At 36.4% G+C, this 13,636-nt stretch carries 11 protein-coding genes and 1 tRNA gene; 3 read left to right on the top strand and 9 right to left on the bottom strand.

All coding sequences use genetic code 11. The features are described 5' to 3' along the window. Complete coding sequence (locus MT391_RS13435) at positions 1-447, bottom strand: RrF2 family transcriptional regulator (protein ID WP_166369605.1); 447 nt, start codon at positions 445-447, stop codon at positions 1-3. Positions 448-627: 180 nt separating this feature from the next. On the opposite strand from MT391_RS13435, the gene hmpA reads away from it, so the two are divergent. After that, positions 628-1,818: an NO-inducible flavohemoprotein gene (gene hmpA, locus MT391_RS13430; RefSeq protein WP_499498511.1), complete on the top strand. Its 1,191-nt coding sequence runs from the start codon at positions 628-630 to the stop codon at positions 1,816-1,818. A 76-nt stretch (positions 1,819-1,894) separates the two neighbouring features. Here hmpA and MT391_RS13425 read toward each other — a convergent pair whose 3' ends face one another. Both MT391_RS13425 and MT391_RS13420 read right to left on the bottom strand, forming a co-directional pair. Beyond that, complete coding sequence (locus MT391_RS13425; RefSeq protein WP_166369609.1) at positions 1,895-3,538, bottom strand: response regulator; 1,644 nt, start codon at positions 3,536-3,538, stop codon at positions 1,895-1,897. Between the two features lie 330 nt (positions 3,539-3,868). Further along, positions 3,869-3,952: transfer RNA gene (locus MT391_RS13420), tRNA-Tyr, on the bottom strand. Between the two features lie 125 nt (positions 3,953-4,077). On the opposite strand from MT391_RS13420, the gene MT391_RS13415 reads away from it, so the two are divergent. Continuing rightward, positions 4,078-4,653: a VC2046/SO_2500 family protein gene (locus MT391_RS13415; protein ID WP_499498509.1), complete on the top strand. Its 576-nt coding sequence runs from the start codon at positions 4,078-4,080 to the stop codon at positions 4,651-4,653. A gap of 278 nt (positions 4,654-4,931) precedes the next feature. Continuing rightward, a complete protein-coding gene (locus MT391_RS13410) occupies positions 4,932-5,531 on the top strand; it encodes a DUF3332 family protein (RefSeq protein WP_499442604.1) in 600 nt (199 codons plus the stop codon). A 230-nt stretch (positions 5,532-5,761) separates the two neighbouring features. Here MT391_RS13410 and purU read toward each other — a convergent pair whose 3' ends face one another. The 6 genes from purU to MT391_RS13380 all read right to left on the bottom strand — a co-directional run bounded on the left by purU (position 5,762) and on the right by MT391_RS13380 (position 13,476). Beyond that, complete coding sequence (gene purU, locus MT391_RS13405) at positions 5,762-6,601, bottom strand: formyltetrahydrofolate deformylase (RefSeq protein ID WP_166370008.1); 840 nt, start codon at positions 6,599-6,601, stop codon at positions 5,762-5,764. Positions 6,602-6,629: 28 nt separating this feature from the next. After that, positions 6,630-7,094, bottom strand: a complete 465-nt coding sequence (locus MT391_RS13400) for a YchJ family protein (protein WP_499442606.1) — start codon at positions 7,092-7,094, stop codon at positions 6,630-6,632. 97 nt (positions 7,095-7,191) lie between these two features. Further along, the gene (gene asnB / locus MT391_RS13395) at positions 7,192-8,862 is read right to left on the bottom strand and encodes an asparagine synthase B (protein WP_166369615.1); all 1,671 of its coding nucleotides are present in this window, start codon (positions 8,860-8,862) and stop codon (positions 7,192-7,194) included. Between the two features lie 207 nt (positions 8,863-9,069). Continuing rightward, positions 9,070-10,686 (bottom strand): cation:proton antiporter domain-containing protein, encoded by a 1,617-nt coding sequence (locus tag MT391_RS13390; protein ID WP_499498508.1) that lies wholly within the window; start codon positions 10,684-10,686, stop codon positions 9,070-9,072. 331 nt (positions 10,687-11,017) lie between these two features. Continuing rightward, a complete protein-coding gene (locus MT391_RS13385) occupies positions 11,018-12,748 on the bottom strand; it encodes a tetratricopeptide repeat protein (RefSeq protein WP_499498506.1) in 1,731 nt (576 codons plus the stop codon). A gap of 266 nt (positions 12,749-13,014) precedes the next feature. Beyond that, positions 13,015-13,476, bottom strand: coding sequence for a hypothetical protein (locus MT391_RS13380; protein WP_499498504.1), 462 nt, complete (start codon positions 13,474-13,476; stop codon positions 13,015-13,017). Between the last annotated feature and the right edge of the window lie 160 nt (positions 13,477-13,636).

Below are 13,636 nucleotides of genomic sequence, written 5' to 3'. Positions count from 1 at the left end.
TTATGACAGTTTTAGCTGCCACACATCATTATTTTCTTCGATGCAAATATCCGCAAGTGTATATTTTTTCAATTCTTCAATAAAGGCATTCATTGCTTTATCTAAAATAGGTTTTACTAAGCAAGCACTTCTTAGTCGACAGGGAGGTTCGGCACAGTTGACAGGGTCCAATGACTTTTCCATTGCTTGTACCACCTCACCTAAGTTAATTAAGTGAGCGGATCTGGCCAATTTTACGCCACCACTTTTGCCTCTAACCGTTTCAATAAAGCCTGCTTGCCCCAAGTGTTGCACGACCTTAGTAAGGTGATTAAAAGAGATATTAAATACCGACGCAATATCCGTTGCTGTCGATAATGAGTCTTTCCCATCCTGCATTTCAATATATCGTTTTTCTAAATAAATCAAAACGCGAATTGCATAGTCCGTATGTTTAGTTAACTGCATTTTAATCCTTTGCACGCCGATAGGCATCGAGTGTGTTTATTATTTCAAGCGACTCATGCAAAGCGAGTGACTTTTTAATGAAACTTATTATGCATTTAGTTTGCATGTTTTAAAAGAAGCATTTAATATGCGTATTATAAATTTTAACAAGTATTTTAAATGCAACTTATGGGGTAGGTCATGTTAACTGATAATGAAATAAAAATAATTAAAGCAAGTGCACCAGCATTGGCAGAGTATGGCGAGCAGATCACTGGCCGTTTTTACCAAATTTTATTGCAAAATAATCCTGAACTATGCAATATTTTTAACATGACCAATCAAAAAACGGGTAATCAAAAACAAGCGTTAGCAATGGCTGTATATGCCTTTGCAAAGTACGTTGATAATTTATCGGTTATTTTAGGCGATGTTGAACGCATTGCTCAAAAGCACGCGAGTTTAGGTATTAAAGCTGAACATTACCCATTAGTTGGCAGTGCTTTATTAGCTGCTATTAAAGAGATATTAAACCCTGGTGATGAAGTGCTTGCTGCTTGGGCAAGTGGTTATGGTTTGTTAGCTAATGTGTTTATTGATCGAGAAAAAGAACTGTATCAAGAAAGTGCTGAAAAAGAAGGTGGTTGGGTAGCAACGCGTGAATTCACTGTTGTTTCAAAACAACAAGAAACGCCTTTAATTACATCATTTTATTTGCAACCTACAGACCAAGGTGCAGTGAGTCAATATGAAGCAGGACAATATATAGCATTGCATTTGCATCCCGTTGGCCATCAGCATCATCAAATTCGTCAATACAGTCTTTCGGGCGCTTTTGATGCTAAAGGTTATCGAATTTCTGTTAAAAAAGAAGCGAGTGAGCAGGGTGAAGGCGTTATTTCCAATTACCTACATAAGCAACTCAATGAAGGGGATGTTATTCAAGTGTCTAATCCCTATGGCGAGTTTGTATTAACCGCTTCGCAAAACCCAGTGGTATTGATCAGTGGTGGGGTTGGTATTACGCCAATGCAAGCAATGTTAGAAACACTAGTAGTTGATTATCCGGCTCGAGAAGTACATTTTGTACATGGTGCGCTAGATCAAGAACATCATGCCTTTAAACCCTATTTAGATAAATTAATCGCAGATAATAAAGCAAACGGACATCTTTTTTATCAACAAGCTGACACAATCAATCAAGGACAGCATCAAGGCATGATCAATATGGAAACTATTAAAGCAGACTTACCAATGGCTGAAGCTGAATTTTATCTGTGTGGTCCGTTAGCGATGATGAAAGCTGTTTATCAACAACTTAAAACCTTACAAGTAGCCGATTCGCAAATTTTCTATGAAGTATTTGGTCCAGCTAAAACATTAGCCGATTAATGATGTTTATGGCCTGCTTTATCGATTACAAGATAAAGTAGGCTGAGCATGCACTTATTTTTAAGTGCTATTTAAGCTACTTAACCTTTGCTCGAATATCTGCTAACTCTTGTTGTAAAGCTTTTAAACGTTTTGCATATTGCTCTGGTAGGTGCGTATTATTAAGCAATATAAAACTATTTTGACATTGCTTAATTAGTGCTTGATGATCTTTTCGCTGCGGCATTTCTTGCAACATTTTAATAAATACCTGAGAGCGGTTTAATAATGCCCCGGTATTCACTGGCTCTAATGCTAATGCTTGATCAAAACTTTCAATTGCTTGCGAGAATTGTTTTTCTCTAAAAAATTTAATACCTAATTTATTATAATTAGTGAAACTGTTAATACGGTTATCAAGTAATTCGCCAGTATGTTTTTTAATACTAAGCTGAGTACTTTGATCTACAATATTACGTTGCTCAAGTTCAGCTAAAAAAGGGCTAGCCTCTTCAAATTCTCCTATATCTAGCAATGAAAATAAACTTTCAGTTAAAAAAGTGGTATCAAAATCTGCAACTTCTTCAGTCGTATTGCTTAAAGTATTAAATATACGGCGCTTTGCTTTTAATGGTTCATTAAGTGCTAACAGCACATTCGCCTGATATATTTGGTCAAAACCATCGAAGTTAAAATCTTTATTTTTACCCTCTTCAAAGCGACTTTGGTAGAGTGTTGAAGCTACTTTTTTTAATATATCTTTGCGCTTTTTCATATCATCTTCTTTCTTTGCAAAGGCAACAATACTGCGCAAATAATTGGCAAGATGACATGGGTCAGGATAAAACGAGTTACGACTTAAGTGCAAGATAGAGGCATAACTGCTTAGCATTAAAATGTATTCTTCCATTTCCGTGGCTAATAATGCCACTTCCTGATGGCGTTCAATACTATGATGAGTTGTTGTCGCCGCGTGGCTTAATATATTCAAGGCATTTTGCAATTGCCCATCATGTTTGTAAGCACGGGCTAACCATTGATAAGCTTCCATTTGCATCGGCGCATAGGAAATTAAGCGCGTTAATACTTCAATAGACTTTGTATAATCTTCCTGTAAAAAATATAACCTACCTAAACTGATGCTCGGGTGTACTAATGGTCTTAGGTCTACCATTGGTTTCAAAATTCTTTCTGCATTACTAAATTGCCCCATTTGAATATAAATGTCAGCTAATACATTTTTACATAGGGCACGAAATTTAGGTTCTGCATCAATCTTTTGTTGGCAAAGTGAAATCGCCACCTCAAACTTATCATTATTGACTGCTTCATTTATTTCCTGCAGTACTTGCTTTCGTTGCATTGCTGCTGTGAGACGATTACTTAGTTGTATAGGTGAAAATGGTTTCATTAGGTAGTCATCGGGCGATTTTTCCATGGCAGTCAATACCATTTTTTTATTACTGTCCCCGGTGATAATGAAGCACAACGCATGCTCAGGTATTAAGTCATTTCGCTTCAGGTAATCAAATAATTGCACTCCATTTTTACCGCCACCTAAGTTGTAGTCCAACAGGTAGATGTCAAATTGATCAAGGTTAGTTATACGCGCCGCTTGCTCTGCAGATTCTGCAAACGTGATGTTTTCTGCCCCCTGATTAGTGAGCATTGCTTTAAGCATTACATGGAATGCTTTTTGGTCATCGACGATGAGTATTTTTTTATTACGATAACTAAACATTGTGAGGATCTTTAATTAATAACAAAAAGTAATAATAAAGCATTTAATTTTGCACCATTTATACACTAGTTAATGAACTGCCAACTGCTAAGCACAGCTTAATATTGATAATTATTAGTTATAAAGCACTTAATTCAATTACAAATGTAACAATAATTAATACCAACCACTTTATCAAATGATTGATTAACATTCAGTAAAGCAGATCAAAGACTAAAGGCAAGGCAATAATAAAAACAGATAAATTTTAGTGAATAAAAAATAGTAGTTAAATAGAGATAAATAAAGGGGATTTTATATATTTGCAATGAAGTTGCATGGGGAGTGAAATGGTGGAGGGAGGTGGATTCGAACCACCGAAGCTTTCGCGACAGATTTACAATCTGTTCCCTTTGGCCACTCGGGAACCCCTCCGTTATTTCGAGTGAGATAATATCAGAAAAAATTCGCTTGTGAAGAAGAAACTTTAAAAAAACATTAAATAAAATCAATTTGTTGCCGATAAAGAGAATACTTCAACAAGGAATCTTTCTTTTAGTATGAATATTGAGCAACTTAATCAACAGATATTAATCAACGAGTGGCAATTAGGACAGCAGCTAAACACTGCTGTGCAAAATGGCACTCGTGATAAATTTAATTTGTTATTAAGTTTGTTATCCGATGATGCGCGTGATTTTGCGCAATTCACTGGGCGAGTTGAGCAAAGCGAAGTAGAAAAGAAGATTGATCTACGCGCTTATTTTGATTTGCCAAAAGCACAACCTCTAGTTAATACTGGGCCAAGCGCGAATGTTTTAGCCGAGTTGAACAGTGACTTACATAATAACAAACTCACTGATATTCGTTTTAAACAACTGCTGGCTAATGAAGCATTATTATCAAAGCAAGTCAGTGGCGAGTTCCCTGATGATGTTTTAGACAACTTACCTCTTTTGAAAAAACAACGCGTAAATGCCGCTTATCAATCAACACTCTCGAGTTCTGTAAATGATAAAGAGGTGAGTGCCTACGCTACTGATGCATCCTCTCCGATCGGTATGGATGTGAGTTTATTAGATGAATATAAAAACTTAGACTTAGAAAATAAACCGTTACGCGTACATTACGCTTAAGCTGTGTTTAGATTCATTTAATTACAAATAATGACGCAGTTTTTATTACAGTCTCGATTTTTTACTTGAACTGCTCGATCTTTGTTAATGACCCTGTAAATAATTTACCTATCACCTTCTTATTATATGAATATTTTTATTGGTTAGGGATTAATACTGGCCGCTCTGAACTTGATGTTCAATGTGCGGTCATAAATTCAAGTTTTCATTTTAAAGTATAATTAATACCTTAAAATATCTTATTAATTATAATGTTATATATCAGGGTAAACGTGTTTATGGGAAGTAAAATAGCTAAATTCACAACTAAAAGAGCCACTAAAACCACGGCGATGATAGTGATTGTTGGCTCTCTAACCACCTCATTGTCAGCTTGTGTGGGTAGTAATGCGGTGACTGACAAGGTGATGCAGTTCAATTTGGAAGTGGTAGACAATCGCTATGGTCGTGGTGGTATTAATATTCTATTGATCCCTGTGTATGCATTAACACTGGCTGTTGATGTTGTTATTTTTAATGCACTTGAGTTTTGGACAGGTGAAAACCCATTAAATGGCGAACCACATATTTTTGATTCTAAAGTTAAAACTATGTACAAAGTGAATGAAAAAGTGGACCCAGCCTTAACTAGACCCCCTCTAAAACCATTACAAAAAACACAAGTGGATCATAACTCAGCTGAAAAATCGGTGTATTCGATGCAAGTTAATCCAGTTAATAGTAAAACAATTGATTATAATATTGTTTATACAAATGGTGAAAAAGCGGTATTACGAGGAGAGAAAGTAGGGGAATTAGTGACTTTTTCTTTAAATGGTGAGTTTGTCACAATGGCTTCGCTTGATGAATTAAGCGACTTTATGACACCAAAGTCTTAATACTAATAACGCTAAATAGTTGATCTATTGTTTAGTGACCAATTACAAACAAAAAAACCTTAACAATTGTTAAGGTTTTTTATTATCAGCTATTGCTCGCTTTTTACTCTTAAACGGAAAGCTAGCTATACAAGACAACTATACAAGACAACTATAAAAGACAACTATACAAGACAGCTATACAAGACAGCTATACAAGACAACTATAAAAGAGATAAGTATAAAAGCTATTACCTAAAAACAACGGTGCGGTTAGCATATACAAATACTTTATCATCTAACACACGTTGTAATGCGCGGCTTAATACTGATTTCTCTACATCTCGGCCTGCTTTTGCTAATGCTTCCGCATCATAAGCATGGTCAATATGTGCTACATCCTGAGTAATAATAGGACCTTCATCGAGGTCATTATTAACAAAATGCGCCGTTGCACCAATGATTTTAACACCACGGTCAAACGCTTGCTGATAAGGTTTAGCACCAATAAAAGCTGGTAAGAAAGAGTGGTGAATGTTAATTAATTTGTTGGCATAGGTTTCAACAAAATTTGGCGTTAAAATACGCATATATTTAGCTAAAATCACGTAATCCGGTGTATACGGTGCAATCGCTTCTAATACCTTTTGTTCGTGCTCTTCACGTGTAAGACCGTCATGGCTTACTGTGTGGTAAGGAATATTGAACTTAGTGACTAAATCTTCTAAGGTATCGTAATTCCCAATTACCGCAGCAATCTCTACATCAATACCGCCATAGGTACTTTTCATTAAAATATCACCAATACAATGTGCTTCCTTAGTGACTAAAATAACAATGCGTTTACGTTGGTTTGCACTGATCAAAGAGCGAGTAGAACCCTTTGGTAGATTTAAATCTAAATCTGCTAATAGCGTATGGTCGTTAAAAATGCCTTCAATCTCTGTGCGCATAAAAAAACGATTATATTGATGGTCAACAAACTCATCATTCTTAACGATGTTTAATTGGTGTTTTTGACAGATATTAGTAATTTGTGCGATTAACCCTTTTGAGTCGGGGCAATTTGTTAGTAATGTTTTCTTTTCCATTATTTTCTCTATTGGTTCAATTTTGCTGTTAAGCACAGCATTTTTTATATTTTTTGCCACTACCGCAGGGGCATGTGTCATTGCGCCGTATCTTACCTGATTTTTCACTAGGATAAAAAGTTCCGTCGCAATAAAGCCATTGTTGATGATCTTTCACAAAGTTAGAAAGTTCGTGATGGCAACTTAATTGTCCTTGATCTTCATACCAAGCTTTAAATTCTACGGTTCCCGTATCTGCAGCCATTGTTGTATTAATAATATCGAGGCGTTTCCAATCTAATGACTTTTCAGATAATTGTGCCACGGTTAAATCACCTAGATAATCAAGGTGATAGGTCGAGAATAAATATTCACCGAGTTGTAAGCAGAATGCGCTAAAACGAGATCGCATTAATTGTTCACAGGTAGCTGGCTTTTGTTGTAGGTCATGAAAGGGTTGGCAGCAGTCTTGATAGATTTTTCCACTACAACAAACACAAAGTGTATTCTTCATTTCTCTCTTTCCTATAAAAGTCCATAAAAGGTCAATAAAAAAAGCCCATAAAAAAAGCGCTCATTGAGCGCTTTATTGTATCAATCAATAATAATACTTATTTTTGTGCGTAAGCGTCATTATGGATGCCTGCAGCACGACCCGAAGGATCTGCATTATTTTGGAAACTTGCGTCCCATGCTAATGCTTCAACCGTTGAACAAGCAACAGATTTGCCATGAGGAACACATTCTGCCGCACTGTCTAGTGGGAAATGGCCTTCAAAAATACTACGGTAGAAGTAAGCTTCTTTAGTATCTGGCGTGTTAATAGGGAATTTGAACTCTGCTGCAGCAAGTTGTTGATCCGTCACTAGCGTCGCAACATGCTCTTTTAGTGTATCAATCCAGTTGTAACCAACACCGTCAGAGAACTGTTCTTTTTGACGCCATAATACTTCAGGTAATAATTGACCATCAAAGGCTTCGCGAAGAATATTTTTCTCAATTTTACCGTCTTTGATCATTTTAAGTTCAGGGTTAGTACGCATTGCTATGTCTAAGAACTCTTTGTCTAAGAAAGGTACACGCGCTTCAACACCCCAAGCGGCCATTGATTTGTTAGCACGTAAACAGTCAAACATATGTAGCTTGCTTAATTTACGGTTTAACTCTTCATGGAACTCTTTTGCATTAGGCGCTTTATGGAAGTATAAGTAACCACCGAATATTTCATCAGCACCTTCACCAGAAAGTACCATTTTAATACCCATTGCTTTGATTTTTCGTGCCATCAAGTACATTGGTGTAGAAGCTCGAATAGTCGTTACATCGTAAGTTTCTAAGTGGTAAATTACTTCTTTTAATGCATCAATACCATTTTGTACGGTAAAGATAATCGGGTGGTGAATAGTACCTAGTTCATCAGCAACTTTTTGTGCTGCTGCTAAATCAGGTGAACCTTCAAGACCAACAGAGAAAGAGTGAAGTTGTGGCCACCAAGCGCCAGTTTCATCATTGTCTTCGATACGCTGTTTAGCAAATTTTTGCGTGATTGCAGAAATAACTGATGAATCTAAACCACCAGATAATAAAACACCGTAAGGTACATCACACATCAATTGACGTTTAACAGAATCTTCTAGTGCTTTACCAATTTCAGCAGCACTGCCACCATTATCTTTAACTGCATCATATTCCATCCAATCACGAACGTAATATTTAGTTAATTCACCGATTTCACTGTCTAAGTAATGCCCTGGTGGGAACTCAGATACTTTTGAACAAATTGGTGTTAAAGCTTTCATTTCAGATGCAACATAGTAGTTACCATGCTCATCCCAACCTTGATACAAAGGAATAATCCCCATGTGGTCACGGCCGATTAAGTATTTGCCTTTTTCTTCGTCATATAAACAAAAAGCAAAGATACCGTTTAGATCATCTAAAAACGCATTACCTTTCTCTTCATATAAACCAAGAATGATTTCACAGTCTGATTTAGTTTTAAATTGGTAACCACAAGTTAATTCAGCTTCTAATTCTTTGTGATTGTAGATTTCACCATTTACCGCAAGTATGTGTGTATTATTTTGATTGTATAAAGGCTGTGCACCATTATCCACGTCAACGATAGAAAGACGTTCATGAACAAGGATCGCTTTATCAGAAGAATAAACACCAGACCAATCTGGGCCACGATGACGAAGCAGTTTTGACATTTCAATTGCTTGTTGGCGCAATGCGATAGGATCGCTTTTAATGTCGAGCACACCAAAAATAGAACACATAAGGTTACCTTTTTTATTGTAAACGGGGATTAAAGTAGCCCGTTACTTCTTGAATTACTTCTAAGCGTAAGATTATTAAACAATTCGCTTAGTGATCAAACTAGATCAACATATTGAGGTTTATGATTTTTGCAGAATAAACATCAAAAGTCACATGAAATCAGTACAATTTAGTAACAAAAAAAACTGATTCCATAATATTTGGTTCTATAAGTCGAGTTTATAGGGACTATCCGGTAAAACGTTCTCCAAATCTGACCAAACATGGCGGGCAAAACCTGCTCCGGCTTCTTCGTACATGTTAAAAACTAAATGCACGCCTAATTCGTTTAATTCGACTTCATCGGTTTTATAGTGCGCTAATGCGGCGACTTTGAAGGTATGACCATCAATTTTATTTAATTGCTCTGCGGCATAACGATTACCATTATGGTCGGGCATGGCTAATAAAATTAACTTCACATTGTCTGTAAGTTGTAATTTGCTCCAAAAATCTGAATCCAATGCATCGCCGGTGATCACGCGACGACCTGCTTCACGATGTTGCACGGTGGTATGATGGTTGTAATCAATACCCATCACTTTTTCACCGTAGGTATCTTTTAATGCGTCGTAAGCACCGACACCAATTCGGCCCATTCCCATTACTAAGATTTGAGCATCACCAACACGAACTGGTCGATCATCTTGATGTAAACGCGTTGATTGGTAACGTTTTAAGGCTAAGCTATAACGCATATAAAGCGCATCAGCATATTTATTTAATAAAGCAGAAATAATAAAACTCAGGGAGACAGCAATGGCAATAATAATTAACCAGTCCTGACTTAACCAACCTTTATGAGTTGCTAATGATGCGACAATTAAGCCGAACTCACTGTAATTGGCTAAACTGAAAGCAGCGAATAATGAGGTACGTGAACGTAGTTTAAATTTACTTAAGGTTAAGAAGTAAAAGATGATTTTACCCGCTAATAAAAGGGATAAAATACCAGCGACCATAAGGTGATCAACGTTAGGCAGACCAGATAATCCAATACTTAAAAAGAAACAAACCAGAAACAGCTCTTTTAAATTAAACAATGACCGAGCCATCTCTTTAGCACTAGGGTGACCTGCTAGCAGCATACCTGCAATCAAAGCACCTAAGTCAGCTTTCATACCGACACTTTCAAATAACCCCGCACCGACCACTAACGCTAAAAAGAAACCATATAGGACCAGTAGTTCACCATGCCCAGCTTTGTCTAATAGTTTATATAAAATAGGTCTGATTAAAGGTAAAGCCAGTAACCCTATCGCCCACAAAGAGGGGATTTTTCCGACTGAAATAGTTAAAAATAGTACCGCAAAAATATCCTGCATGATCAGTATACCAATGGCGATACGACCATAAAGAGAGTTACTTTCACTCTTTTCTTCTAAAATTTTCACCGCAAAAACGGTACTGGAAAAGCTTAATGCAAAGGCGATGAGGACAATGCCTGCAATATCTAACTCAGAGAAAAGTGAGACACCAATTTGTTTGATCGCAAATAGCAATAACGTATAAAACACAATACTGGAAACAAGGTGGATAGTCGTTCCTGCCCACACTTCGGATTTAAATAAAGTGCGAATATTGAGTTTTAAGCCAATAGAAAAAAGCAACAAGGTCACGCCTAAATCAGCAAACGTTACTAAAGCATCAGTGGATTCAAAACCAAAAAAATTAAGGCTAAAACCGGCTAATAAAAAACCAACCATAGGCGGTAGTCCGGTTAAATTAATTAACATTCCAAAGCTAAAGGCAACGCCTATAAAGAGTAATATTGTGCTATCCATGAGTTCTCTTATTGTAAATGGGTGATTGTTTTTATCTGAATTTAAGTTTTTAAATCATTTTCAGTATTGTTATTCAACATCTTTGAAATTTTAAGTCTTATTTTTTTATAAATATGTATTGTAAATATGCGTCGTAAATATATTTCTAAATTTTAGTGTCACCATTGTTATCTTTGTATTTTTTCATAAGCATGAAGAAAAAGGCATTACTTTACTTAAATAAATTTATGACCTTATTGCGACATAGTTTATGAGATTGGTGTAGCTAGGACAACGACTCATTGCTTGAGAGGTCAGTACTCTTATCTGCAAATCGCATTTAAAAGTTCACTTAAAACAATGTCATTGGAGTCGAAGTTGTTGATTCGGATTGTTGTTCTGATTCAGGCCTGAATGCATGTTCCATTGATTGTTGCTGTTGGTTCTTTTGCAATTGCAGGTTTTGCGGTTGAATATATTCAACAAAAGTAGTGGTATCGGGCCAGAAACGATATACGTTTAATATAATACTGTCTTTCAGTGTCCATTGAAAACTCGCTTCACCTTTAAGTGCTTCACCAATAGATAAGTGGGGTTGCCCATAACGTTCAGTTAATTGTTGTTTTATTTTACCTATCAATGCCGGATTATTACGGCCAACAAAAGTATAGGTAGCTTTGACGAATTGATTTTCTCGTGTGTAGTTAATGTTCAGCTCACTAGAGCCTTTGATCATGGCGCCGGTAAAATAACGATCTGCCCATTGACTATTATCTTCTGACAAAACTTTAATCGATTGCTGCTTTATTTTTTCACGTAATAAAGCGCGGTCGGCACAACTGATTAACTCAGAGAATAATAAAGTTGTCGCGGTAGCTAAACATTGCTCATGGCTTACTAGTTTTTCTAACTTTGTTTTTGCCCAAGTCTGCGATGCTTTTTTATACAATGCTATCGCTTCAGCTTTGTTAACCTTAGTAAAAATGCCATGTTCATAAAAGTAAGCTAATTTAGCATGCGCTAATTTAAAACCTAATGCGGAAGCATATTGATAATTTTTAAATGCCTTCTGTAAGTTTCTACTTATATCATGTGGATAACCAGAAGTACCATATTCATATATTTGTGCCAGTTGATAATAAGCTTGTGCATGGTCACGGCGCGATGCTTGCGTATACCATTCTATAGCCACCTGAATATTTTTAGCGGTGCCTTTACCCATCTGTGATAAATAACCAAGTCGATATTGAGCATCGGTATTGCCTTGCAATGCCGCTTGACGAAACCAAACTAAAGCCTGTGGGAAATTTGCAGGTGAGCCTTGTCCTAGTTCTAACAATCGCCCTAATTGATAAGCTGAGGGGGAATAACCGTTATTAGCAGATTTTGTATAAAGCTGAATAGCTTTAGGGTAGCTTTGCTTTTCTCCTAAGCCTTTTTCATAAATCATCGCTAATTCATATTGAGCTGCAAAGTTTTTTTGATTCGCGGCTTTTTGATACCAATAAATGGATTTTTTATAGTCTTGCTTTATGCCTAAGTTATTATCGGGAGGGCTTTGATATAACTTACCTAAGCTTACTTGCGCATTAACATGACCTTGTTCTGCAGATTGTTGATACCAATAGATGCTTTGTTTGATGTCCTGTTCGGTGCCAATCGCGTTGAAATAATAATCACCCGCTTGGTATTGTGAAATGGCATCACCTTGTTTTGCAGCGAGCAAAAAATAGTGCAGTGCTTGGCTATAATCTTGCTTAATACCAGCTCCTTTAGCATACATGGTCGCAGTTACATATTGTGCAGCAGGGTTACCTTGCATCGCTGCTTTTTGATACCAATAAATTGCTTTTTTGAAATCTTTTGGCACACCTTGTCCACTTTCATACATCCAACCGATTGTATATTGAGCTGCAGGGTCGCCTTGTGTTGCGAGTGGAAGCCAGATTTGTACTGCTTTTTTATAATTTCCAGACTGCGCTGCTTCATAGCCATCGGTGAATTTAGCTTGCGCGAAAAGGTGTCCTGAAAAACAGAACAGTAAAATAGATGAAATAAGTAAGAGGGGTACTTTCAGCATCATGCCGATGATAAATTCCATGTATAAAAAATTGATATCATTTTATTATAACACTACCCATTTAGTTAGGCTTATTTATATTTATTTAATGAGAAGTAGTCTCAGTCAAATTAATATTGGTCAGCTCATTAATTTTATATCAAAAATCAGTTTACCTTGCTGATTTTTGTATCTTTAAAGGTAACGAGTATAAACTCTCTCAATGAAAATATGAGCAAAAATATCCAGAGTTTGAGCACTAATCATTGCTTAAAAACAGCTGATGTTATTTATATTAAGGGCTTGTTTTGAATTGAGGTAATTATTTTTTTAATGTCTTCTTCTGATAGGTGCTTGGTCGCTTTATCTAAATCGCTATTTCCAAACCAATCATGGCTTATTGATGCACCTTGTTTAATGGTGTGTATGACTGAATCAGCAGACAGATATAAGTTGTGGATTATAAGAGGTTGTACCGAAAAGGTATCCCCAGTATTGGCTATTTCTAAAGACAATACGCCATCAATTAAACTAGCCACGGCCACCCAACCTTTTTGTACAATATATGTTTCTTTAATCGCTTGATGATGATGGCTGTTTTGCCAGACCCCATGCTTTGCGTTTACAGTTCGTATATAGGAACTTCCATCCTCACTTATTAATCTAAAGCGCAGCTCTCCACTTTGCATTTTTTCGTGTTGAAATGTGATCCCATAATCACTTGTTGCAATGTCATTAGTAATTTTAGCCATAATTATTCCATTTAAGAAAAGCTTTAAAGAATAACTTTATAATACCTTCAAAATACCAATCCTACTAAATAGATGCTCAATATTGTTGGTTAATATTACATCGTTTTTGCTTAATTAGTCTGCTAAAAGCAGAAGGCTCTGGGCCTAAATCGTTATAATG

Source organism: Vibrio sp. 1-Bac 57 (assembly GCF_037546855.1).
Taxonomy (GTDB): Bacteria; Pseudomonadota; Gammaproteobacteria; order Enterobacterales; family Psychromonadaceae; genus Psychromonas.
The sequence above is the reverse complement of the archived record's forward strand: the minus strand, read 5'-3'. Positions and strand labels throughout refer to the sequence as shown.

What these genes read in the sequence shown, in the direction of transcription:
- MT391_RS13435 (WP_166369605.1), bottom strand. Translation starts at nt 447, where the DNA reads ATGCAGTTAACTAAACATACGGACTATGCAATTCGCGTTTTGATTTAT.
- hmpA (WP_499498511.1), top strand. Translation starts at nt 628, where the DNA reads ATGTTAACTGATAATGAAATAAAAATAATTAAAGCAAGTGCACCAGCA.
- MT391_RS13425 (WP_166369609.1), bottom strand. Translation starts at nt 3,538, where the DNA reads ATGTTTAGTTATCGTAATAAAAAAATACTCATCGTCGATGACCAAAAA.
- MT391_RS13415 (WP_499498509.1), top strand. Translation starts at nt 4,078, where the DNA reads ATGAATATTGAGCAACTTAATCAACAGATATTAATCAACGAGTGGCAA.
- MT391_RS13410 (WP_499442604.1), top strand. Translation starts at nt 4,932, where the DNA reads ATGGGAAGTAAAATAGCTAAATTCACAACTAAAAGAGCCACTAAAACC.
- purU (WP_166370008.1), bottom strand. Translation starts at nt 6,601, where the DNA reads ATGGAAAAGAAAACATTACTAACAAATTGCCCCGACTCAAAAGGGTTA.
- MT391_RS13400 (WP_499442606.1), bottom strand. Translation starts at nt 7,094, where the DNA reads ATGAAGAATACACTTTGTGTTTGTTGTAGTGGAAAAATCTATCAAGAC.
- asnB (WP_166369615.1), bottom strand. Translation starts at nt 8,862, where the DNA reads ATGTGTTCTATTTTTGGTGTGCTCGACATTAAAAGCGATCCTATCGCA.
- MT391_RS13390 (WP_499498508.1), bottom strand. Translation starts at nt 10,686, where the DNA reads ATGGATAGCACAATATTACTCTTTATAGGCGTTGCCTTTAGCTTTGGA.
- MT391_RS13385 (WP_499498506.1), bottom strand. Translation starts at nt 12,748, where the DNA reads ATGATGCTGAAAGTACCCCTCTTACTTATTTCATCTATTTTACTGTTC.
- MT391_RS13380 (WP_499498504.1), bottom strand. Translation starts at nt 13,476, where the DNA reads ATGGCTAAAATTACTAATGACATTGCAACAAGTGATTATGGGATCACA.